Raw genomic sequence first — 21644 nt, 5'->3', positions numbered from 1 at the left:
TTTAAGCTTCCTTAACGAGCAAGACGACCGCCTGCGCGGCGATGCCCTCGCCGCGGCCCGTGAAACCGAGCCGCTCCGAAGTCGTCGCCTTCACGTTCACTTGATCGGCTTCGCCCCCGAGCGCGCGCGCGATCACGTCGACCATCGCAGGGATATGCGGCGCCATCTTGGGCGCCTGGGCGATGATCGTCGCGTCGACGTTGCCGAGCCGGTAGCCGCGCTCCGTCGCGAGCGCCCATACCCGCTCGAGCAGCCCGACGCTGTCCGCGTCCTTAAAGGCCTCGTCCGTATCGGGAAAATGCTTGCCGATATCGCCGAGCGCCAGCGCGCCGAGCACGGCATCGCTTATTGCATGCAGCAGCACGTCCGCGTCGGAGTGGCCGAGCAATCCCTTTTCGTACGGGATATGCACGCCGCCGATGATGCACGCGCGCCCCTCGGTCAGTTGATGCACGTCAAAGCCTTGTCCTACTCTAATCATCCGATTCGCTCCGATCCGTCGCGCCGGCGCCGTTCCAGCAGCAATTCAGCGATGGGCAGGTCCTCCGGCGTCGTAATTTTCAAGTTGGAATAATCGCTCTCCACGATCGCAACCTTGCGGCCGAGCCGCTCCAGCAGCATCGCGTCGTCCGTCGCCTGCGCGCCTTCGCGGCGGGCGCGCTCGTGCGCCTCCATCAGCTCCGCGCGGCGGAACGCCTGCGGCGTCTGGACCGCCCACAGCAGGCTCCGCTCCGGCGTCGACACGATCATTCCGCCGCCGTCGGACAGCTTGATCGTGTCCTTGACCGGCACCGCCAGCGCGGCAGCGCCGCTCGCCTCCGCCGCCGCGCAGCAGGCCGCGATCCGCTCCGGCGTCACGAGCGGCCGCGCCGCGTCATGGACGAGCGCGCCCTCGGCACGCAGCGCCGCCAGGCCGGCGTACACGCTGTCCTGCCGCTCGGCGCCGCCGGGGATGACGGCCGTCAGCTTGCGGATGCCGCGCTCGCGCGCGAGCGCCTCGGCCTGCGCTTCTTCGCCCGCCGCCGCCACGATCACGATCTCGCTCACCGCTTCGCAAGCTTCGAACGCTTCCAGCGTATGCGCCAGCACCGGGCGTCCGTCCAGCGGCAGATACGCCTTATTCATTCCGGCGCCCATGCGCTTCCCGCTGCCCGCCGCGACGATGACCGCTCCCCAATCCATGTCCATGCCCTCTTTCCCCTTGGCATGATCGCGGACGGACGGCCTAAAGCCCCCTGCACCGTCCGCAATCGTGAAGAAGGACGGGACCCCAGCGGGTCCCGCCCGTATACCCTTCCATCATACCCGGTCGGCGTTCATTTTCCAAGAGGTGGGGACGAGTCGTCCTTTTACAAAGCCCGCTCCAGCAGCTTCGGCTTCGCGAAAATCATCCGGCCCGCCGACGTCTGCAAGACGCTCGTGACGAGCACTTCCATGGTCGTGCCGATGAAGTCTCGCCCGCCTTCCACCACGATCATCGTGCCGTCGTCGAGGTACGCGACCCCTTGGCCGTGCTCCTTGCCGTCCTTGATGACCTGCACGACGATCTCCTCGCCCGGCAGCACGACGGGCTTCACGGCGTTCGCCAGATCGTTGATGTTCAGCACGGATACGCCCTGCAGCTCGCATACTTTGTTGAGATTGAAGTCGTTGGTGACGACCTTGCCACGCATCGCCTTCGCAAGCTTCACGAGACGGCTGTCGACCTCGCCGGTCTCGTCGCCGGTATCCTCGTAGATGAGCACCTTTACGTCCAGTTCCTTTTGAATCTTGTTCAGAATGTCGAGTCCCCGGCGGCCGCGGTTGCGCTTGAGCAGGTCGGAAGAATCCGCGATATGCTGAAGCTCCTCCAGCACGAACTCGGGAATGACCAGCGTGCCCTCGATGAACCCCGTCTTGCAGATGTCGGCGATGCGGCCGTCTATAATGACGCTCGTATCCAAGATCTTATGCTCCTCGAATCTAGGGGCATCCTCTGCCGGCGGCTCCGGCTTGCGCCTGTCCGCGCTCCAGCCCGCGACCTCCTCCTGCTTGCGCAGGCCGATATGCGTCCCCGCGTAGGCGAACGTCAGCGCCGTCGCCGCGGAGAGCAGCGCGCCGACGCGCGGAACGGCGCCGAGATAAGGCATGAGCAGCATCGCGAGGACGAGCCCCGTACCGCCGCCCGCGAGCCCTGCGATCAGCTGCGTGGCAGGCATAACCGAGAGCCGCTCGACGCCCCTGCGCAGCAGCTCCGAGAGCGGTCCCGCGCAAGCCGTCGCGACGAGCAGCCCCAATGCCGCGCCGATCCAGGTCGCGTAGGCGCCGATCCCTCCGCCGTAAGCCGCCGCGCCGAGCGCGCCGCCCATCCAGGACGTCCGGCTACCGCCGGACGCGCCGGCAGAAGACGCGAACCCTTGTCCGATCGCAAGACCCGCCAGCAGCCCGAAGGCTTGTATCAATCGTTTCATCAACATAAAGTATCACTCCCAAGAATAACCTGATTTGCTACCAGTATGGTCCAAATTCAGGCGGATTAATCCTGTCTCGGGAGCGGAAAGCGAATGTGTCGGCTCAAGCTTTTTGATGGGAGCAGCTATAGAAGGGAGCAGCTATTGAAGGGATGGGGCTTGTCTGACTGCTTTTCATTCCGATGCGCAGCAGTCCGGTCGCTTTTCGTTTTGTATTGTTTTGTATTACGGAAGCCCTTGTTCTATAATGAGTTCTATGCAACGCCAATACAGGCAATCGAGGTGGATGGGATGAGCGCGCCAACACTGCAGGAATTTCAGCAGCAGGTGTCTGAGCTTTTGCTTCGTCACCGCAGCTTGCTGGATGTTATGACCAAGTACAGTCAATCGAACGCTTCGGTCAACCGGGCTGTGTCCAAGTCCATCACCGAATGCGGGTGCATCGAGCTGAATGCCAGGCAGCAGGGTTTCTCCCCCGACCTGGAGCTCGGCGAAGCCATACGCCAGACCAAGTCCCACATGGCAGGCGAGCTCTGCGAGCAATGCGCCGACATCATCCGTTCGGAGATGGGCAAGAATCTGTTCTATCTGTCCGCTTATTGCAATCTGCTTGGCGTCAACCTGGATGAAGTCGTCACCAAGGAATCGGAAAAGTGCAGCACGCTCGGATGGTTTAACCTGACCTAGATCGGGAACGGACGTCCGCGCACGCTAAGAGAACCGTCAGGGAGAATCGCCCTGGCGGTCTCTTTTTTTATTGCGGTCATCCGACAGCCGTTCCGATAGGCCGGACCATGGTCGCCAACGTCGTTTATTCGCCGAAATACCTGCAAATATACATCCAATTTCGCCGGAATCTATCCATCTTAGAAGAATAGATGCGAAAATGCAGGCATTATCCCCCGTCAGCCCCATTTCCGGTTTGCGCTTTACATTTACCTGCATAATTGCAGGTATTTTGTGAAGAGTAGTGTGTTGGTGAAAAATACATGTAAAAATGCAGCTTTTTCGACCCTCCAAACTTCCGAAGCAACTCCGGCACGCCTAATATACGCCTACCTGGCGCGAATCGCCGCCTGAATGTAATAAAAAAAGCCGTCCGGCGCCGAAATGGCGAAGGATGGCTTTTTTATTGCCTTGCTCAAGTCGGCCCGCGCAGCTTCTACGCGCCGCGGCGGGGACGCTCCTCGTTTTTGCGGCGTTTGCGGCGCAGGCGCTTGTAGGCGCCGGAGAACATCCGCTCAACGTTTTTTTTTAAGCCCCAGAGCGCGTACAGGAGCAGCATCACAAGGATGAAGTTCGGAATCGCGTGCGGGAACATGAACGCCAGGATCACCGCGGCCGCGACGACGAGAGGCACCGCCCAGATCGCCGCCTTGGGCAGCCCAAGCTTCTTGAAGTTCGGGTACTTCAGGCTGCTGACCATCAGGAAGGACAGCGCCAGCGTGGCGACGAGCAGCAGGTACACGTGCAGATCGGCGTGAAACAGCGCCAGCGTCGCCAGCACGCCGCCGGCCGCCGGAATCGGCAGTCCGATGAAGTATCCGGGGATGCCCTCGATCACGTTGAAGCGGGCAAGACGCAAGGCGCCGCAGATCGGGAAGATGGCGGTGATAATCCACGCTAGCGCCGGATTGACATCGGTAAAGGCAGCCTGGTACATGATGAAGGCAGGCGCGACGCCGAACGAGATGACGTCGGACAGCGAATCCAGCTCCTTGCCGAACTCGCTCTGAACGTTCAGCGCCCGGGCTACCCGGCCGTCGAGACCGTCGAGCAGCATCGCGATGATGACGAGCAGGGCCGCGCCGTCCGCACGATCGTTAAACGCCAATATGATCGATAATACGCCTAAAAATAAATTGCCTATGGTGAACAGGTTCGGCAATGACTTTGCAAACATTGGACTTCACCTCTACTTTACTATACCCGATCGGACCTGTCGCCAACGCACGAGTCGGCATGGACCCGGCCGGGCTAGTCTAAGAGCCGGGTGCGAGCGGATGCAGATATCGTCTCCGCAGGCAACATTCCCCATTGTATGATGCCTATATCTGTCTGTCAATGAACACCTGATCCCGAATCCGCTTCAGTCCGTCCCGGATCGCTCTGGCGCGGACTTCCCCGATGCCGTCGACCTCGTCGAGGTCCTCGATCGAAGCTTGGGCGATATGCGTCAGCGCGCCGAAGCGATCGACGAGATTGTGGATAATGACGGCCGGCAGACGCGAGATCTTGCCGAGGATCCGATAGCCGCGGGACGGCAGCCCCTCCTCCGCGACGGCGCTCAGCGACACGTAACCCAGCAGCCGGATGATGAGCACCGAATCCAACAGCTCGTCTGAGTTCAGCTTCTTGAGCGCGTGCTGAATCTCGCGGATGCGCTCCTCCGAGGCGTCCTTGGCGTAATCCTTGAGCAAGAGACGCGCTTCTTCTTCGGCATGGCCGACCAGCTCCTCCATCTGCATGTTAATCAGACGGCCTTCGTTGCCCAATTCGAGCACGTACCGCTTGATCTCCATCCGGATGCGCAGCACCATCTCGGCGCGCTGCAGGGCGTAGACGACCTCGTGCATCGTCACCTGGTTCTCGAACTCCAGCGCGGACAGATCCGTCAGCGTCTGCGTATAGACCACCCGGTAACGCTCCAGCGTCTGGATCGCCTGGTTCGCCTTGGTCAGGATAACGGCCATGTCCTTGAGCGCGTAGCGCAGCTGTCCCTGGTACAGGGTGATGATATTGCGCCGCTGGGAAATGGAGACGACGAGCTGCCCCGTCTGCTTCGCCACCCGCTCGGCGGTACGGTGCCGGATGCCCGTCTCGATCGAGGAGATCGAGGGATCGGGGATCAGCTGCGTATTGGCGTACAAAATGCGCTTGGCGTCTTCGCTCAGGATGATCGCGCCGTCCATCTTGGCGAGCTCGTACAGATAGTTCGGGCTGAAGTCGCAGTTGATCGAAAAACCGCCGTCGACGACCTCCATGACCTCGGGGCCGTAGCCGACGACGATGAGCGCGCCGGTCTTGGCGCGCAGCACGTTCTCGAGCCCGTCGCGCAGCGGCGTGCCCGGCGCGACCATCCGGAGCAGCTGGTTCATGACGTCCTGCTGCTCGCGTTCTTTGTCTTTGATCTCCTTCGTCACGCGATTCGTTCCCCCTATTCCAATGCCGCCTTGAGCGCCTCGGCTACGGACTTGACAGGCACCAGCCGGATGCCCGCGGGCGGCTGCCAGCCCTTCATGCTCGCTTCGGGCAGGATGACCCGCTTGAAGCCGAGCTTGAGCGCTTCCTTGACGCGCGTCTCGGCGCGGGAGACCGCCCGTACCTCTCCCGTAAGTCCCACCTCGCCGAAAACGACGTCGTCGGGCTTGGTAGGCAGGTCGCGAAAGCTCGACGCCAGGCTGACCGCGGCGGCCAGGTCGGCCGCCGGTTCGTCCAGCTTGATGCCGCCGGCGACGTTTACGTATGCATCCTGATTTTGAAAAAACATGCCCATGCGCTTCTCGAGTACCGCGATAACGAGCGATATCCGATGATGGTCCAGGCCCGAGGACATGCGCCTCGGCGAAGGGAAGTGCGTCGGCGCCACGAGCGCCTGCAGCTCGACCATCACGGGCCGCGTCCCTTCGATGCTCGCGACGACCGTCGAGCCGGACACGCCGAGCGGCCGCTCGGTGAGGAACAGCTCGGACGGGTTGGACACCTCTCGCAGACCTTCCTCCGACATATCGAAGATGCCGATCTCGTTGGTCGAGCCGAAGCGGTTCTTGACCGCGCGGAGCAGCCGGTAAGAATGATGGCGTTCTCCCTCGAAATAGAGCACGCAGTCGACCATATGCTCGAGCAGCCGCGGGCCGGCGATCGCGCCTTCCTTGGTGACATGGCCGACGAGCACGGTCGCGACGCCGCCCTGTTTGGAGATGCGCATGAACTGGGCGGTGCACTCGCGCACCTGCGCGACGCTGCCCGGCGCGGACGGCACGTCGGGACGGTAGACGGTCTGGATCGAGTCGATGACGAGAAAGTCCGGCTTCACTTCCTCAATGGACTGCTCCACGAGATCCAGGTTCGTCTCGCACAGCACGAACAGGCGCTCGCTAAGCGCGCCCAGCCGGTCGGCGCGAAGCTTGGTCTGGCGGACGGATTCTTCCCCCGACACGTACAGCACGGTAAGACCTTGGCCCGCAAGCGTGTTCGACGTCTGCAGCAGGAGCGTCGACTTGCCGATGCCCGGGTCGCCGCCGACGAGCAGCAGCGAGCCCGGCACGAGCCCGCCGCCGAGCACGCGGTTAAGCTCCCCGTTTCCCGTCGGGATCCGAGGTTCCTTGCCGCTTTCTATGTGTATGATGGACTGGGCACTTTCTTTCGTCCGGGTCAGCTCGCTGCTGCGGCCGACGTTCGCCTTGACGACCTGCTCGGCTTCCTCCACCATCGTGTTCCAGGCGCCGCACCCCGGGCACTTCCCCATCCACTTGGGCGATTCGGTGCCGCATTCGGTGCAGACGAACTTGATTTTCAGCTTGGCCATGGGATTCCCTTCATTATTTCGCTAGTTACAAGAAGTGTATCACACTTGCTCTCCCCGGTTAAAGTCCGGCGCCCGCCCGAACGCCAAAATCCGCCGCCGGGAACCAACCTGGCGACGGATTATAGGTAGAGCGGCCTTGGCGGCGTTTCCGCGGCAATGGTTAGACGAAGGTTCTCGTGTCGTTGTTGCGGCTGAACCGGAAGATCGCGATCGCCGCGAAGGCGGCGGCGAAGGCGGCCAACACGAGCAGATTCATGTACAGGCTGCCGAAGCTGTCGCCGTGCTGCAGGCGGTTCACCGTATCGAGCAGCCAGTGCTGCGGGAGGAACGCGCCGATCTTGCGGATGGCGTCGGGCATGATATCCATCGGGAAGTAGCAGCCGGCAAGCACGCATGTCGGCGTTATGATAAGGTTTTGCAGCGCGCTGGACTGGCCCTTGGACTTGGAGAGCGAGACGATGAGCAGCGACAGCGCGATCGCGCCGAGGCCGAACAGCACCAGGACCAAGGCGAGCTGCATGACCGGCACGCCAGAGTCGATATGGAGCACCGCCCGCATGAAGGTCAGCGTCAGGGCGATCTGGCATACCATGGCGACGATATTGACCGCGACGTTCGCCGCGACGTACGACCTGGCGGTGACCGGCGAGGAGAGGAGGCGCAGGAACGTGCGGTTTTCTTTCTCGCGCAGAATCATCTCCGACATGTTGACGGACGAGAACATGATGAAGGCGACCAGGAAGCCCAGCGACTGGTACGTCGTGTCTTTGACGTTGGAAGCGTCGTTCAGGCGTTCGCGGTTGACCTTAAAGCCGCCCTGCGTATACTCGCCGTAGATTTGCTCGAAGCGTGCCTTGTCTCCCTGCGATTCCGCGGCGATCGAAGCGACGTTGTTCAGATAACCGTCCAACATGGCCTGGACGTAAGCCGTCACCTGCGCGCCTTTGACGGACAGCAGCTCGAGCTGCCGCGGCGAACCCGCCTTGAGCGTCTCCCCGAACCCTGCCGGGATGACGATGCCCGCATCCAGCTTGCCGGCCGCGATCTGATCCTTCAGATCGGCGTCCGACGTCTCCGTCACCTTGACGCCGTCGAGCGCGCCGATGAAGGCGGCGACGTCGCGGCCGACGGCGTCTGCGCCGTCCTGCTGCACGATGCCGATGCGGAGACCCGTGCCGCCGGCGTTTCCGTAGAGAGCGGCGGATATCAGGACGCCGGCGACGGGCAGCAGAAACAAAATCATATTCGAGCGTTTGCGGAAGGTGTTGCGAAAAGTATGGGCCATGAGCCAGAGGATCGTTTTCACGGTTAGATCGTCTCCCTTCTGCGGATCAGGAACATGCATACGGCGAGCAGGACGACGGCTCCCGCAAGATTAAAACCGGCGGCCTGCAAAGCCGGGGCGGTATGTCCGCCGAACACCGTCTCGATGACGCCGGCGTTGTTCCAGCGCAGCGGCGAGTAGTAGGATACGGCGCCGATAAAGCCGGTAAAGTCATTCACCGGAAAGTATGCGCCGCCTACGAACGAGGCGATCTGGATGAAGATGAGCAGGAACGAATGCGACGCTTTGCTGCGGAAGATCATGCCGACCGCGAGGCCGAAGCCGATCGCCATGAGCACCTCCGTGATCAGGACAAGCAGGACGTGCCCCGGATGATTCCCCCAGTTCGCGCCGAACGCGAAATGGCTGATCAGCATCACGGCGACGATGAAGATCGCGTTGATGGCGGTGCTGCCAAGCACCTTGCCGGCGAAGATCTCGGCCTTGGACACCGGAGCGGCGGACAGCCGGACGATCGTGTGGCGGGTCCGTTCGCTCTCGATGAGCGCGGAGGCGTTAAGCGCCGCGTACAAGGCAATCATGGTCGTCATGGCGACCGCATAGTAGTCCATGGAATTCGGCTGGCTGTCCGCCGTAAGCGACGTTGCCTTCACGAGTTGAGCGGGCGATTGGCCGCTGCCGTCCGTTTGTGGGGATGCGCCCGCCCTCGCAAAGGCCGCCTCCAAATTGTAACGGTCTGCGAAAGAGGTCAGCATGCCCTGCAGGATGTTGCTCTCGATCGTGCTCCGGCTGTTGTCGTAGTATGCGATGCCCTTGTCGGAGACGTCGGCGAAAGCCGCGTATTGCGCTTCCGCGACGGCCTGCTTGCCGTCCTGTCCGGGAGGCAGCGGCTGAATGGAAACTCCGCTGTCCTCGGCAGCTTTGGCGAAGCTCTCCCATCCGGCAGCCAGCGCCGGACTCGCCTGGTCGATCGAATAAGCCATCTTGATGTCGCCGATCTCGATGCTGCCCGAGAAGGCGTTGGACAACGCCAGCCCCAGGATGAGCATGAGCGCGATCGGAAAGGCGAGCATGAAGAGAAAGGTGGACTTGTTGCGCAGCGCCGACACGATTTCTTTTTTTGCGATATGCAGCGTATTCACGCTCTTGTCCCCCTTAGTCTCTCAGATTGCGGCCGGTCAGCGTCAGGAATACCGTTTCGAGATTCGGCGCCTGCTCTTCTACCGCCCGAATCTCCATGCCGTCGCGGATGAGCTGCTGGACGATATCGTTCAAGTTGGCGATCTCTGCGCGCGATTGAATCTTGATCCGTTGTTCCTCGATCCGGACGGCGAGGACGCCGCGGATTTCTTTGAGACGCTCCTGATCCAGCCCTTCGATGCTCTTCACGTCGATCCAGATTTCCTTGGAATCCGTAATGATCGCCTTGAGCTGTTCCTTGGTGCCGTCCGCGATGATCTTGCCGTGGTCGACGATCGCGATGCGCGTGCATATCTCCTCGACCTCTTCCATGTAGTGGCTGGTGTAGAGAATCGTGCAGCCCATGCGGTTCAGTTCTTTGACCGATTGCAAAATGTAGTTGCGCGAGTGCGGGTCGATGCCGACCGTCGGTTCGTCCATGATGATCAGCTTCGGCCGATGCGCGATGGCGCAGGCGATGTTGAGCCGGCGCTTCATGCCGCCCGAGAAGTTTTTGGGCAGCTCCTTGTGCTTGTCGCCGAGTCCGACGAAGCTGAGCGCCTCCTCCACCCGAGCCTTCAGCTCGCTTCCGCGGAAGCCGTACAGCCCGGCGAAAAACTTCACGTTTTCGAAGGCGGTCATATCCTCGTAAATAGCCAGGTCCTGCGGCACGATGCCGATGTTCATCTTGGCGAAATGCGCGTGCTTGGCGATGTTTTTACCGAGAAACTTGATCTCGCCCTTCGTCGGACGGAGCAGCGAGGCGATCATGCTGATCGTCGTGCTCTTGCCGGCCCCGTTCGCGCCGAGGAAGCCGAAGATCTCTCCTTCCTTCAGATTGAGCGTCATATTGTCCACCGCCGCAAAGTCTCCGAACTTCTTGGTCAGTCCGCCGATCTCGATAATGTTCATCGCGCATTCGCTCCCGTCGTTCATTTGTTAATCTAATCATAAAAAAAAGGACGCTCTTATGTCAGTGCATAAGTTCATCCTTTGGCATGAGAAATCTCATATGATTGGCTCATGAGAATCTCATGAGCCTGCGCGTACGGGAAGCAGCGTCGTCACGCTGAAGCCGCGGGAGCCGTCGACGATAATCGTCCCGCCTTCCGTTGCCGCCCGCTCTTCCATGCCGACGATGCCGAGTCCCTTGACGACCTTGTCCGCCCCGCGTCCGTCGTCGCGCACGACCGCCTTGACGAATTTGTTTAAGACGAGCACCTCGACCGCGATCGACTCGGCGCCGCTGTACTTGAGCGAATTGGTAACCGCCTCGGTGACGTTCGCCTGGATGATGCGCCACTGGAGCTGGGTAATTGTATCCAGATCGCCAGCGTAATTCAGCGTCGCCCGAATGTCCTGCTTGGCGGATAGCTCGTCCACGAACAGCTGCAGGCGTCCGATGCCGAGCTGCTCGGCAGGCGGCTTGGACTGCTTCAGCGTCAGGCGGATGCGCTCCAGGCCTTCTTTGGAGATGACGATGGCATTGCCCAGCAGCTCTTCTGCCTTGGTCCGGTTCGTGTCGAGCAGCCGCCTGGCCGCCTCCATCTGAATGAGCGCGCCGGCCATCGAATGTCCGATCTCGTCGTGGATTTGCTGCGACAGCCGCCCCCGCTCCTCCAGCTTGATCGTGTACTCGGCTTGGCGCGCGTATTCCTCGTTGTCCGTGAGCGCGCGGGTCAGCCTGCGCGCGTCTTCCTGGAGCTTGTCCCGCTCCTCCTCGCGAAGGGCAAGCCGCGCGTACAGCTTGCAGGTCGAGATATAGAGCATAAAGCAAAGCGCAGCCGCCAGCGCATAGGTCGGCCTGTACGGTGCAGGCAGCAGCAAGCCTGCCGCGGCCAGCACGACGGCGGACTGCCAGTTGGCGGCGCCAAGTCCCGAAGCCGCTTCGTACAGATTCGGGATGGCCAGCAGCAGGAACAGCGGATGCAGCTCCAGCGAACCGTAGATCGCGAGGGCGGCGGACAGCGCCGACAACGCGAGCGACGCCTTGTTGATCCGCCTAAGGGGCGGAAGGCCAAAGCTCAGGCACGTGTACAATAACAGGACGAGCATATAAGCCGGCCGGAAAGCCCCTTCATGGGGCGCGCCGTACAGCACGTATCCGATAAATAGCAGCAGAGCGGCTTTGTTCCCGAGCAGCCATAGCTCCATCGGCGCTTCCTACTCCTCTTCCGGCACGCGAGCTTCGCCCGTGAGGTAGTAGATCGCGATCTGCGTGCGATGCTCGAGGCCCGTCTTGTTTAAGATCGAGGTAATATAGTTCGCCACGGTGCCTTCGGAAATAAACAGCTTGCGCGAGATCTCCTTGTTCGACAAGCCGCGGGCGATCTGCTCCATAATGTCGAGCTCGCGCTCGGTGAACAGGCTGCGGTCGATCGCTTCGCCCGGCTTGATGGACCGTGCCGCGGCCGGGGCCGGCTGCTGCGGGGCTGCGCCCTGCGCGAGCTGCGCCTTGATCTTGTCCAGCACGACGTCCTGGAGCACGTCGTGGTTGTTATGCACGCTTTTGATGGCGTCGCGAATCCGCTCCGGGTCGTTATTTTTCAGCAGGTAGCCTCTTGCCCCCGCTTTGATCGCTTCGAGAATGTACTCTTCGTCGTCGAAGGTCGTCAGAATGAGCGGCTTGGTCTTCGTGTTGGCCGCGATGAGCCGCGCCGCCTCCACGCCGTTCATGTTCGGCATGCGAACGTCGAGCAGCGCCACGTCCGGCGCATGCGCTTCGCAGAACGCGGCGGCCTGGGCACCGTCCTCGACCGTCCCCACCACCTCGAACTCCTCGAAGCTGGTCAGGATGATCTTCATCCCTTCCCGGATAAATGAGTTGTCGTCGGCGATCAGCACTTTGATCGGCAAACTCTTCCACCTCGCTTTAGGTCTATGTTGATCATAAGCGCTGCGAGTGCGCGGCGCAATCGGTTAGATTGAAGTAGGCGTGCCGGTCGCGGGTGAGGCGCGGGATCGTTCGTGCACAACAATGGTGCACGAACGCAGAAGGGCCAGGGAGTTAGAACGGCCCGCCAACGTAAAAAACGCCGGGGGACGACTCTAACGAGTGTCCCGCCGGCGCGGACGTTGCATGCTATTGGATCAGCTGTTGTTCTTGACCGCTTCGTTCTCTTCCGAGGAGGATGGGCTCGTGGTGTTCACGACCAGCGCGCCTTCCTTCTCGTCGATCTCGAGCGAGTCGCCCTTTTGAATCTTGCCGAGCAGCAGCTCCTCGGACAGGCGATCCTCGATGTGCTTCTGGATCGCGCGGCGCAGCGGGCGCGCGCCGTAGGCCGGATCGAAGCCTTCCTTGGCGAGGAAGTTCTTGGCCGCCTCGGTCAGCTCGAACTTGACGTTGTGCTCGACGAGACGCTTCTTGAGGTCGTCCGCCATGAGCGTGACGATCTGCGCGATGTGCTCTTCGGCGAGCGGGTGGAAGACGATTGTCTCGTCGATCCGGTTCAGGAACTCGGGGCGGAACGACTTCTTCAGCTCGCCGAGCACCTTATCCTTCATGTTGTTGTAGTCTTTGCCCGAATCCTGCACGGCGGTGAAGCCGAGCGAGGAGTTGCGCTTGATCTGATCGGCGCCGACGTTCGACGTCATGATGATCAGCGTGTTGCGGAAGTCTACCGTGCGGCCCTTGGAGTCGGTCAAACGGCCGTCTTCGAGCACCTGCAGCAGCACGTTGAACACTTCGGGATGCGCCTTCTCGATCTCGTCGAGCAGGACGACCGAGTATGGCTTGCGGCGAACCTTCTCGGTAAGCTGACCGCCTTCCTCGTAGCCGACGTATCCTGGAGGCGCGCCGACGAGACGGGACGTCGAGTGCTTCTCCATGTACTCCGACATGTCGATGCGGATGACCGCGTTCTCGTCGCCGAACATCGCTTCGGCCAGCGCGCGGGCCAGCTCGGTCTTGCCGACGCCCGTCGGGCCCAGGAAGATGAACGAGCCGATCGGACGCTTCGGATCCTTGAGTCCCGCACGGGAGCGGCGCACGGCGCGGGAGACGGCCTTGACGGCTTCTTCCTGGCCGATGACGCGGTCATGCAGGATGCTCTCCAGCTTGAGCAGGCGCTCGGTTTCTTCCTCGGCCAGCTTGACGACCGGAATGCCGGTCCAGCTCGCGACGACCTGGGCGATATCGTCCGGCGTCACCTCGGAGTCCGTGCGGCCTTGCTTTTCTTTCCACTGGTTCTTCGTGGAGTCGAGCTCCTCGCGGATCTTCTGCTCGGTGTCGCGCAGCGCCGCAGCCTTCTCGAACTCTTGGCTTTGCACGGCGGCGTCCTTTTCCTTGCGGATATCTTCAAGGCGCGCTTCGAGCTGCTTAAGATTCGGCGGTACCGTATACGAGCGCAGTCTCACCTTCGAGCTGGCTTCGTCGATCAGGTCGATCGCTTTATCCGGCAGGAAGCGGTCCGTAATGTAGCGGTCGGACAGCTTGACTGCGGCTTCGATCGCCTCGTCCGTGATCTTGACCCGGTGATGCGCCTCGTAGCGATCGCGCAAGCCATTCAGAATCTGAATCGCTTCTTCGGGCGACGGCTGGTCGACGGTAATCGGCTGGAAGCGGCGCTCGAGCGCGGCATCCTTCTCGATATACTTGCGGTATTCGTCGAGCGTCGTCGCGCCGATGCACTGGAGCTCGCCTCTCGCGAGCGCCGGCTTCAGAATATTGGACGCGTCGATCGCGCCTTCCGCGCCTCCGGCGCCGATCAGCGTGTGCAGCTCGTCGATGAACAGGATGACATTGCCGGCTTGGCGAATCTCGTCCATGATCTTCTTCAGACGGTCTTCGAATTCGCCGCGGTACTTGGTACCGGCGACGACGGAGCCCATGTCGAGCGTCATGACGCGCTTGTCGCGCAGCGTCTCGGGAATCTCGTTGTTCACGATGCGTTGCGCCAGACCTTCGGCGATCGCCGTCTTGCCGACGCCGGGCTCGCCGATGAGGACCGGGTTGTTCTTGGTCCGGCGGGAGAGCACCTGGATCACGCGTTCGATCTCCTTGGCGCGCCCGATGACCGGGTCGATATTGTTGTCGCGGGCGCTCGCCGTCAAGTCGCGGGCGAGGCCGTCGAGGGTAGGCGTGCTTACATTGTTAGAAGGCCCGTGATTCTGAGATACGCTCTCGCTGCTCCCGAGGAGCTGCAATACCTGCTGGCGCGCCTTGTTCAGGCTGATGCCGAGGTTATTGAGCACGCGTGCCGCCACGCCCTCGCCTTCGCGGATCAGACCGAGCAGGATATGCTCCGTGCCGACGTACGTATGGCCGAGCTTGCGCGCTTCGTCCATCGACAGCTCGATGACCTTTTTCGCGCGCGGGGTGTAAGCGATGTTGGTCGGCTGCTCCTGGCCGCGTCCGATGAGGGATTCGACTTCGTCCTGGATCTTCTCGAGTCCGAGGCCCAGCGCGATCAGCGCCTTGGCGGCGATGGACTCGCCTTCGCGGATAAGACCGAGCAAAATGTGCTCCGTGCCGATATTGTTGTGTCCCAAGCGCACCGCTTCTTCCTGTGCCAATGCAAGAACCTTTTGTGCGCGTTCGGTGAATCGTCCGAACATCATGAGACAGCACCTCCTCCGTATAATATAAGAATAGATGATTTAGGCATGAGTTGCCAGTCTGGACGAGATCATTTGGGCGCGGGTCATGTCCCGCTGCTCCGGACTAAGCGCGTCACCGTACGCCTGCTGCAAAAATCCCGGCTGGATCGAGACGAGCAGCTCGTTAAGCGTTCCCTCTTCCACCTCGGGCAGCAGGCCCAGATGGATGCCCAGCCGCAGATCCGACAGACGCTGAGAAGCTTCCTTCGCATCGATGACGGCCGCATAGCTCAGAATGCCGTACGACCTTTTGATGCGGTCCTCGACCTTGAGTCTCGATTCGCCCATCAGCTTGGCCCGCGCCGCCTTCTCGTGCTCGATGATCTGGCGGGCGACCGCATGCAGATGGTCGATGATCTCGGTCTCGGACTGGCCGAGCGTGATTTGGTTGGATACCTGAAACAGGTTGCCCGTCGCTTCGCTGCCTTCGCCGTACATGCCCCTGACCGCCAGACCGACCTGCGTGACCGCCGACAGGATCCGGTTGATCTGCCCTGTCATGACGAGCGCAGGCAGATGCATCATGACAGAAGCGCGAATGCCCGTGCCGACGTTAGTAGGACAGCTGGTCAGGAAGCCGTACTTCTCGTCGAAGGCATAGTCGACGGCCTCCTCGAAGATATCGTCGATCTTGCTCGCGGTATCCCAGGTCTCCTTTAATTGAAATCCCGCATGCAGACATTGAATGCGCAAATGGTCCTCTTCGTTCACCATCAGGCTGACGTCTTCGCCGGGGCCGAGCATCAGCGCGGCATGTTGGGCCTGATTCGCAAGCGCCGGGCTGATCAGATGCTTTTCCACCAGCACCTGTTTCTCCAGCTCGCTCAGCTCGGACAGGCGCACGCTGCTGACTTCCCCGAGCCCGTTCAGCCTGCCGCTCTCGTTTACCGACAGCAGCCGATCCATCGCTTCGGAAGCTTGGTCGGCGCTGGACATCATCGGAAACGGCAGATGCCGCAAGTTCCGGGCGATGCGGACCCGACTGCTCAGCACGACGTCGCGATCCGGCGCGTCTTCCTTCATCCAGGGGCTCAGCGCCTCCGCGGTATATTTCCGATTACCCATGTGCCGTGCCCCCTAACCGTTCTGGACTTCGCGCTCGAGCTCGCGGATGCGGTCGCGCAGGTCGGCCGCGGATTCAAAATCCTCGCCTTCGATCCGGCTCTGCATCTCCCGCTTCAAGCCGTCGATCTCGCGACGCAGCCTGACCAGTCCGCCGGCCCGCTTCGGTACTTTGCCTACATGGACCGTATTCCCGTGCACCCGCTTCAACAAAGGATCGAGCCGTTCCGCGAACTGCTTGTAGCAATGGGCGCAGCCGAACCGGCCGAGCTTGCTGAACTGACCGTACGTCATCCCGCAGCCCTCGCAGCGCTGCTGCTGTTGGACTTGCGCTTTGGCGCCGGACAATCCGGAGGGGTCGAAGTCCATGAGGCCGGAGAGCAGATTATGGATGGAAAAGCCTGACGACGTGCCCGGAATGAGCTCGCCCTTCTCCCTCGCGCATGCCTCGCATATGTGCAGCTCCGTCTTTTCTCCGTTGACGTACTTTGAAAAATGAAGCGTAGCCGGCCTCTGGCCGCACTCCTGGCATACCACCTTGATCTCCTCCCCACGGCTATATAGGTTAGGTAACATGATATTGGAAAAATCTAACGCGCGAGAAGCGCCAGCAGCATGACCCGCATCAGGTTGGACCTCAGCTCGTCCTGCAACGGCTGCTTAAGCGGCAGCGCCTCCGTTGACAGCGCGGTGCGCATTAGATGCGCCTCCCGGGCGGTAACGATGCCGGCCTCTTCGAGCTGATAGATCAAACCGTTGGCCTTGTTTTCGTCAATACGGCTGCCTGCGCTCTGATGCAGCAGACGCTGCACGGCTTCCAGCGAGGGGAGGTCCACGCGCTGAATGCGGATGTAGCCTCCGCCTCCTCGTTTACTCTCTACACTATACCCCTTTTCGAGCGTAAACCGCGTGCTGATGACGTAGTTGATCTGGGAGGGCACGCATGAGAACCTCTCCGCGAGATCACCCCGCTGAATCTCGATCGAGCCTGCGCTGCTCTGCAAAATCTGCTTCAGATAGTGCTCGATCAGATCGGATATGTTACGCATAGCAAGAGCCTAACCCCCTTTCCGGAGAACGGCTTCGACTTCTGACTTTGACTTTCTTTGACTATAACCATATTATACGCACTTTATAATAAAATGCAACCCCGCCGGTTATTCCGTCCGGCAGCGGGCGCCTAGTCGCTCTCCTCCTCAGTATGCACCGATTCGGGTCTGTTTAACGATCGTGTGCTTGCGCTTTTCTTCTCCTACCGAACTGGTTATCATTTACATTATAAATCTCATTGGAAGCGGTGATCCTTCATGGCCATTGTTAATACGATTCTGCTCGTAATCGCAATCGTTCTACTGCTGCGTATCAATTCGAAGCTCCCCGGCAGGGATCTCGTCCAGGAGGCGCTCGACAGGTACGAAGCTGCCAAAGGTCCAAAGTCGTAGCGCCGGCCTCCTACTTGAGCAGCAGTCACCGAGCTGCAATGGTTGCAAAAGGCGCAATGCAAATGCCGCCCAAATTGGACGAATTGGCAATGCGCCTTTCTCGGTCTTTCAGAAAAAGTCCATCAAATACGTATCGTATCTCGGCACGCGGCGCTCGAGCAGATCGACGACATACGAATCGCCGCCCAGTCTTCCGGCCTCGGCCAACAATCCCGGACGGCGCCCGCCCAATAGCAGCGCGGTCAGCGTCTGAATATCGAGCGTGACCGCAGCAGCGGAATCGTCTTCCGCGCGAGCCATCTCCGCTTTCCCGTCCGCCCCGATCGACAGCCGGAACGTACCGTCGTTCCAGGCGGCATGCGCATCCTGGAGGCGAAGCAGCAGCGAATCTTCCGCGCCGGAGGCGAACCGGTATTGGGATACGAACGCTTCGGCATCTACGATTCGCGACATGAAGTACGGATGCGTTTCCTGCTTGAAGCGGGGATCGGCGACCAGAAACGGCAGCGGGTCATCCGAAGGCATCGTCAACAGGAGCCGGTCGATCATGGAATCATGGTTGCCGACGAAGTCCCACAGCCCTCTGCGGGCCCCTTCCGTGACGGATACCCACTCGAGCACCGTCATGACCCGATTTTCCACCTGATAATGGAGATAGCCTTCCGGCTCGCCCGCCTCGTTGCGATACAAGGCAAGCAGGCCCGGCGTGCTCCACCGCTTGCGCGTCCACCACTCCTCGGTTCTGTCCAGCGTGCCCGTATATCGCAATGCCGCTTTGGCATACAGCCCCGCGACCGCCGCCGTATCCGGCGCTATGCGCTCGACGTTTCCGGGCTCATTTCTTTTCGCCGGAAAGTGACGCGGCTCGAGCTCGTATTTTTTGCGCTCGCAAGTCATTTCCCAGCCGTATTTGCGATAGAAGGGAAAGGCGAACGGATGCAGCATGCTGACCGTCTGCCCTTGCTCGCGCATTTTCTCCAACGATGCGCGCAAGAGACGAGATACGCAGCCGTGGCGACGGGCCTCGGGCCAGGTCGCCACGCCCGCGATGCCCCCCATTTCCATGCTGGTGCCGTTCACCCATACGCGAAACGGAAGCAGGATCAGCGCCGACAGCAGCTTGCCTTGATCGTCAAAGGCGCCAAGATGCTCCTCGGGCCGGAAGTACTGCAGCTCCGTCTCCCGACGGTCCTGCGGCAGCTTGAATTGAAAGGCGAATTCGGATAATGCGATTCGCTCGTCGAAATCCTCGAGCGTCAAATGGCGAATGTCCATGCGATTTTCCCAACCTCCCTCATGCTACAACTATCATAGCTTAAGGACGTTCCGCTTGCACGGCCGGAGCAAGCACAGGCTTCGCGCCTCTGCCGCGGAGGTAAAGGTAGGCGCAGCCGATGGACAGCAGCACGACGACGACCAGCCCCCAATAGATGTTGCTGTAGGCTTCGTGCAGCGGCAGGTTTTTCTGCCAGTCGATCGCGCTCGCGGACAACGCTACGCCGAAGGCGCCGCTCACGAACTGGAGAAGCTGGAACAGCCCCATGCCGGAGCCGATCTGCGAGGCCGGCAGCAGCCGCGACATCTCGTTGGAGATGCTGCTGGTCATGAAGGTGAAGCCGAGGCTGAGCAGCATGTAGATCAGCAGGATCGACATGTATGACGTCCCGGACAACAGCGCGAACAAGGCGACGGAGAGCAGGATAAGCACCGGGACGTAACGGATAATCGCCGCGTTGCCGCTGCGGTCGATGATGCCGCCGACCTTCCGGGACATCAGAAGCGCGAGCAGGGAACCCGGGAAGATCACGAGACCCGACTCGATCGCGCTGAGACCGTGGAGATGCACCAGGATCTGAGGCAGCAGAAACAGCGTGGCGAAGCTGGACAGATACGCCGCGACGCCGACTGCGCTGAGCAACAGGTACTTGCGGTTCGCGAACAGCGCCGGCATCACGAATGGATTACGGGCCGTTCGGATGCGGACGGCGAACAAGATCAGCGCCAAGGCTCCGCCGGCGAGCATGTACCATTGGTGGTTCGTCAAAAATAAGAGCAGGCCCGTCGTGCTGATCGCGGCCAGCAGCGCGCCCGGCAAGTCGAGCGAGCCGGCGCCCTTGCGTTCGCGCGGCAGTACGATCGCCAGCAGGGGCACGAGGATGAGCGTAAGAGCGCTGACGGCAAACAGGAAGTGCCAGCCGAGGTATTGTACGACGGCTCCGCCGACGACCGGACCCAGTCCGAGACCGAGCGATGCGGCGGACATAATGATTGCCATCGCGGCGCCTCTGCGCTCAACCGGTACATACCGGCTGATAAGCACCAGCGATAATGAAGGAATCGCGCCTGCTCCCGTCGCCTGCACGATCCGTACGATAAGCAGCATCAGGAAGCTGTTGGCGAATAGACCGACGATAGCGGCAAGACCGAAGAGCAGCAGGCTGATCACGACGAGCCGTCTGATCGGCACGTAGTCCGACAGCCGGCTGTACGTAATGGATGAAATCGCGAATACGATAGAATAACCGGTCACGATCCACGATGCGCTTGACGGCGATAGCTCGAAGTCGTGCGTGACGTCCGGCAGCGCCAGATTGAACATCATCGTATTCATAATAACGAGTACCATAGCCAGGCCAAGAATAAACGTAGCGACCTTCTCCGACTTAAACGCCGGATTTTCCGTTCCCCCAGTTGCGCCGTTAACGGCCCTTGTTGCGTTCATTTCGTTCATCTCCATTCGCTTATTTCAATGTTTTAATGTTCTATGATTATCGAACAATAGAAATATAACATCCCTTGTGCTAAAATGCAATTACGAATCTAAACCAAGGAGGGCTCCGCCATGAAGCCGCTCTTTCATCCGGATACAGCGGATATCCAGCTCTCATCCGTTCTATATGCGCTTAGCGACCCGGTTCGCCTTATGCTCGTCTATAAGCTGAGGCAGAACGGCGAACGAGCCTGCGGCGATATCGAGCTGCCGATCGCCAAGTCCACGGTCTCCCACCACAGCCGCACGCTGCGCGAAGCCGGCGTCGTACGGACGCGGGCTCACGGTACCCAACGCCTTTTATCCCTGCGTGAAGAAGATCTGGAGGCGCGCTTCCCAGGGCTGCTAAATGCGGTCTTAGCTTCTTACGAAGAAACCGACGAGCTTTAAGCTCTCAGTTTTTTATGCATTGATGACAGGACTTGTCACTATCAGCGGGTAAGCTTTTCTTGAGGACGCCGTTCGGCGACCCAATAAGAGCCAAGGAGCTGATCGCAATGAGCGTTCAATTTGTACCCTTTATTCAATTAGACGGCCGTGCTCGGGAAGCCATCGATTTTTATGTCAAAGCGCTTGGCGCAGAAGTGACGTTCAGCCAGACCTTCGGCGCCGGCCCCGGCGCGTCGGACGGCAATATGCCGGAAGCCGTGAAAGAAAGGATCGCGCACAGCGAATTAAAAATCGGCGAGGCCCAGCTCATGGTCGCCGACTCCGAGCCGGGAAAGAGCCCGCGCCAAGGAGACCTGCTCACGGTCTGTATTACGACCTCCGATGCCGAACAGGCTACGCGTATGTACCATGCGCTACTCGAAGATGGAGAAGCGATCACGCCGCTCGGCGCCTTTCACTTCAGCCCTGCCTACGGCGTCGTTAAGGACAAGTTCGGCGTCACGTTCCAGTGCTTCACTTCGAGACGGCGCAGCTAGCGCCCGACAAGGACGCTAGCCCGCCATGCGAAAATGAAACCGGCTCATCCGTCAGCCGTTCCAGTGTGTCCGCGTGTCGTCGCCCGCGTTCCTTTACTGCAATACCTGCAGATATACATCTTTTTACGCCGATGTGGACCCGTTTGGATAGAATAAATGCCAAAGTGCAGTTAATTTCCTTAAATAGCCTCATTTCCGGCGTGGGCCTTGATTTTACCTGCATATTTGCATCTTTTCCCCAGCGTGTCGCCGTTCCGGATCGAAATACCTGCACAGTTGGTTACTACTTAGGTGAGTTAGAACTGAAACTGCCCGTGAATGGCGAGTGAGAGGGATTTGAGGACGGAAAGGTTTTGTTTGAGGAGCGTGGAGACGACGGAGCGAATGCGTGCAAACTGCGTTGC

At 60.5% G+C, this 21644-nt stretch carries 21 protein-coding genes; 4 read left to right on the top strand and 17 right to left on the bottom strand.

The window, feature by feature from the left end:
• Nucleotide 1: 1 nt before the first annotated feature.
• From ispF to ACFOTD_RS30160, 3 genes are all read right to left on the bottom strand, one after another.
• Entirely contained in the window at nucleotides 2-481 is a 480-nt protein-coding gene (ispF, locus tag ACFOTD_RS30170) for a 2-C-methyl-D-erythritol 2,4-cyclodiphosphate synthase (RefSeq protein WP_378123676.1), read from the bottom strand.
• Nucleotides 478-1182 carry a 2-C-methyl-D-erythritol 4-phosphate cytidylyltransferase gene (gene ispD / locus ACFOTD_RS30165; protein WP_378123716.1) on the bottom strand — a complete coding sequence of 235 codons (705 nt, stop codon included), beginning with the start codon at nucleotides 1180-1182 and terminating at the stop codon, nucleotides 478-480. Before ispD ends, ispF begins: the two co-directional genes overlap by 4 nt.
• A gap of 167 nt (nucleotides 1183-1349) precedes the next feature.
• The gene (locus ACFOTD_RS30160; RefSeq protein ID WP_378123675.1) at nucleotides 1350-2456 is read right to left on the bottom strand and encodes a PIN/TRAM domain-containing protein; all 1107 of its coding nucleotides are present in this window, start codon (nucleotides 2454-2456) and stop codon (nucleotides 1350-1352) included.
• A gap of 285 nt (nucleotides 2457-2741) precedes the next feature.
• On the opposite strand from ACFOTD_RS30160, the gene ACFOTD_RS30155 reads away from it, so the two are divergent.
• Nucleotides 2742-3137 (top strand): nucleoside triphosphate pyrophosphohydrolase family protein, encoded by a 396-nt coding sequence (locus tag ACFOTD_RS30155; RefSeq protein WP_378123674.1) that lies wholly within the window; start codon nucleotides 2742-2744, stop codon nucleotides 3135-3137.
• Nucleotides 3138-3612: 475 nt separating this feature from the next.
• On the opposite strand, the gene pssA is transcribed toward ACFOTD_RS30155, so the two are convergent.
• From pssA to ACFOTD_RS30095, 12 genes are all read right to left on the bottom strand, one after another.
• The gene (pssA, locus tag ACFOTD_RS30150; RefSeq protein WP_378123673.1) at nucleotides 3613-4353 is read right to left on the bottom strand and encodes a CDP-diacylglycerol--serine O-phosphatidyltransferase; all 741 of its coding nucleotides are present in this window, start codon (nucleotides 4351-4353) and stop codon (nucleotides 3613-3615) included.
• A 145-nt stretch (nucleotides 4354-4498) separates the two neighbouring features.
• Nucleotides 4499-5593: a DNA integrity scanning diadenylate cyclase DisA gene (disA, locus tag ACFOTD_RS30145; RefSeq protein WP_378123672.1), complete on the bottom strand. Its 1095-nt coding sequence runs from the start codon at nucleotides 5591-5593 to the stop codon at nucleotides 4499-4501.
• Nucleotides 5594-5607: 14 nt separating this feature from the next.
• Complete coding sequence (gene radA, locus ACFOTD_RS30140) at nucleotides 5608-6978, bottom strand: DNA repair protein RadA (protein ID WP_378123671.1); 1371 nt, start codon at nucleotides 6976-6978, stop codon at nucleotides 5608-5610.
• 160 nt (nucleotides 6979-7138) lie between these two features.
• Entirely contained in the window at nucleotides 7139-8284 is a 1146-nt protein-coding gene (locus tag ACFOTD_RS30135; RefSeq protein ID WP_378123670.1) for an ABC transporter permease, read from the bottom strand.
• Nucleotides 8285-8286: 2 nt separating this feature from the next.
• Complete coding sequence (locus tag ACFOTD_RS30130) at nucleotides 8287-9405, bottom strand: ABC transporter permease (RefSeq protein WP_378123669.1); 1119 nt, start codon at nucleotides 9403-9405, stop codon at nucleotides 8287-8289.
• Nucleotides 9406-9418: 13 nt separating this feature from the next.
• Nucleotides 9419-10354: an ABC transporter ATP-binding protein gene (locus ACFOTD_RS30125; protein ID WP_378123668.1), complete on the bottom strand. Its 936-nt coding sequence runs from the start codon at nucleotides 10352-10354 to the stop codon at nucleotides 9419-9421.
• 120 nt (nucleotides 10355-10474) lie between these two features.
• On the bottom strand, nucleotides 10475-11596 hold the full coding sequence (locus ACFOTD_RS30120; protein WP_378123667.1) for a sensor histidine kinase: 1122 nt from the start codon (nucleotides 11594-11596) through the stop codon (nucleotides 10475-10477).
• A gap of 9 nt (nucleotides 11597-11605) precedes the next feature.
• Entirely contained in the window at nucleotides 11606-12298 is a 693-nt protein-coding gene (locus ACFOTD_RS30115; protein WP_378123666.1) for a response regulator, read from the bottom strand.
• Between the two features lie 234 nt (nucleotides 12299-12532).
• Nucleotides 12533-15001, bottom strand: coding sequence for an ATP-dependent Clp protease ATP-binding subunit (locus tag ACFOTD_RS30110; RefSeq protein WP_378123665.1), 2469 nt, complete (start codon nucleotides 14999-15001; stop codon nucleotides 12533-12535).
• Nucleotides 15002-15040: 39 nt separating this feature from the next.
• Complete coding sequence (locus ACFOTD_RS30105; protein WP_378123664.1) at nucleotides 15041-16105, bottom strand: protein arginine kinase; 1065 nt, start codon at nucleotides 16103-16105, stop codon at nucleotides 15041-15043.
• A 12-nt stretch (nucleotides 16106-16117) separates the two neighbouring features.
• A complete protein-coding gene (mcsA, locus tag ACFOTD_RS30100; RefSeq protein WP_378123663.1) occupies nucleotides 16118-16639 on the bottom strand; it encodes a protein-arginine kinase activator protein McsA in 522 nt (173 codons plus the stop codon).
• 53 nt (nucleotides 16640-16692) lie between these two features.
• A complete protein-coding gene (locus tag ACFOTD_RS30095) occupies nucleotides 16693-17151 on the bottom strand; it encodes a CtsR family transcriptional regulator (protein WP_378123662.1) in 459 nt (152 codons plus the stop codon).
• Nucleotides 17152-17409: 258 nt separating this feature from the next.
• Here ACFOTD_RS30095 and ACFOTD_RS30090 point away from each other — a divergent pair, with 258 nt between their 5' ends.
• Entirely contained in the window at nucleotides 17410-17544 is a 135-nt protein-coding gene (locus ACFOTD_RS30090; RefSeq protein WP_378123661.1) for a hypothetical protein, read from the top strand.
• 108 nt (nucleotides 17545-17652) lie between these two features.
• Here the strand turns inward: ACFOTD_RS30090 and ACFOTD_RS30085 are convergent, their stop codons facing one another.
• Both ACFOTD_RS30085 and ACFOTD_RS30080 read right to left on the bottom strand, forming a co-directional pair.
• Nucleotides 17653-18819: a GNAT family N-acetyltransferase gene (locus ACFOTD_RS30085; protein ID WP_378123660.1), complete on the bottom strand. Its 1167-nt coding sequence runs from the start codon at nucleotides 18817-18819 to the stop codon at nucleotides 17653-17655.
• A gap of 40 nt (nucleotides 18820-18859) precedes the next feature.
• Nucleotides 18860-20266 (bottom strand): MFS transporter, encoded by a 1407-nt coding sequence (locus ACFOTD_RS30080; protein ID WP_378123659.1) that lies wholly within the window; start codon nucleotides 20264-20266, stop codon nucleotides 18860-18862.
• Nucleotides 20267-20386: 120 nt separating this feature from the next.
• On the opposite strand from ACFOTD_RS30080, the gene ACFOTD_RS30075 reads away from it, so the two are divergent.
• Nucleotides 20387-20704 (top strand): ArsR/SmtB family transcription factor, encoded by a 318-nt coding sequence (locus ACFOTD_RS30075; protein ID WP_378123658.1) that lies wholly within the window; start codon nucleotides 20387-20389, stop codon nucleotides 20702-20704.
• 107 nt (nucleotides 20705-20811) lie between these two features.
• A complete protein-coding gene (locus ACFOTD_RS30070; RefSeq protein ID WP_378123657.1) occupies nucleotides 20812-21240 on the top strand; it encodes a VOC family protein in 429 nt (142 codons plus the stop codon).
• Nucleotides 21241-21644: the final 404 nt, after the last annotated feature.

The sequence above is a fragment of the Cohnella sp. GCM10012308 genome, from assembly GCF_042649185.1.
GTDB lineage: Bacteria > Bacillota > Bacilli > Paenibacillales > Paenibacillaceae > Cohnella.
This window is presented reverse-complemented; position numbering and strand designations above follow the sequence as displayed.

Coding starts and splice junctions, on each gene's coding strand:
- ispF (WP_378123676.1), bottom strand. CDS start 481: ATGATTAGAGTAGGACAAGGCTTTGACGTGCATCAACTGACCGAGGGG.
- ispD (WP_378123716.1), bottom strand. CDS start 1,182: ATGGATTGGGGAGCGGTCATCGTCGCGGCGGGCAGCGGGAAGCGCATG.
- ACFOTD_RS30160 (WP_378123675.1), bottom strand. CDS start 2,456: ATGTTGATGAAACGATTGATACAAGCCTTCGGGCTGCTGGCGGGTCTT.
- ACFOTD_RS30155 (WP_378123674.1), top strand. CDS start 2,742: ATGAGCGCGCCAACACTGCAGGAATTTCAGCAGCAGGTGTCTGAGCTT.
- pssA (WP_378123673.1), bottom strand. CDS start 4,353: ATGTTTGCAAAGTCATTGCCGAACCTGTTCACCATAGGCAATTTATTT.
- radA (WP_378123671.1), bottom strand. CDS start 6,978: ATGGCCAAGCTGAAAATCAAGTTCGTCTGCACCGAATGCGGCACCGAA.
- ACFOTD_RS30125 (WP_378123668.1), bottom strand. CDS start 10,354: ATGAACATTATCGAGATCGGCGGACTGACCAAGAAGTTCGGAGACTTT.
- ACFOTD_RS30120 (WP_378123667.1), bottom strand. CDS start 11,596: ATGGAGCTATGGCTGCTCGGGAACAAAGCCGCTCTGCTGCTATTTATC.
- ACFOTD_RS30110 (WP_378123665.1), bottom strand. CDS start 15,001: ATGATGTTCGGACGATTCACCGAACGCGCACAAAAGGTTCTTGCATTG.
- ACFOTD_RS30105 (WP_378123664.1), bottom strand. CDS start 16,105: ATGGGTAATCGGAAATATACCGCGGAGGCGCTGAGCCCCTGGATGAAG.
- ACFOTD_RS30095 (WP_378123662.1), bottom strand. CDS start 17,151: ATGCGTAACATATCCGATCTGATCGAGCACTATCTGAAGCAGATTTTG.
- ACFOTD_RS30090 (WP_378123661.1), top strand. CDS start 17,410: ATGGCCATTGTTAATACGATTCTGCTCGTAATCGCAATCGTTCTACTG.
- ACFOTD_RS30085 (WP_378123660.1), bottom strand. CDS start 18,819: ATGGACATTCGCCATTTGACGCTCGAGGATTTCGACGAGCGAATCGCA.
- ACFOTD_RS30080 (WP_378123659.1), bottom strand. CDS start 20,266: ATGAACGCAACAAGGGCCGTTAACGGCGCAACTGGGGGAACGGAAAAT.
- ACFOTD_RS30075 (WP_378123658.1), top strand. CDS start 20,387: ATGAAGCCGCTCTTTCATCCGGATACAGCGGATATCCAGCTCTCATCC.
- ACFOTD_RS30070 (WP_378123657.1), top strand. CDS start 20,812: ATGAGCGTTCAATTTGTACCCTTTATTCAATTAGACGGCCGTGCTCGG.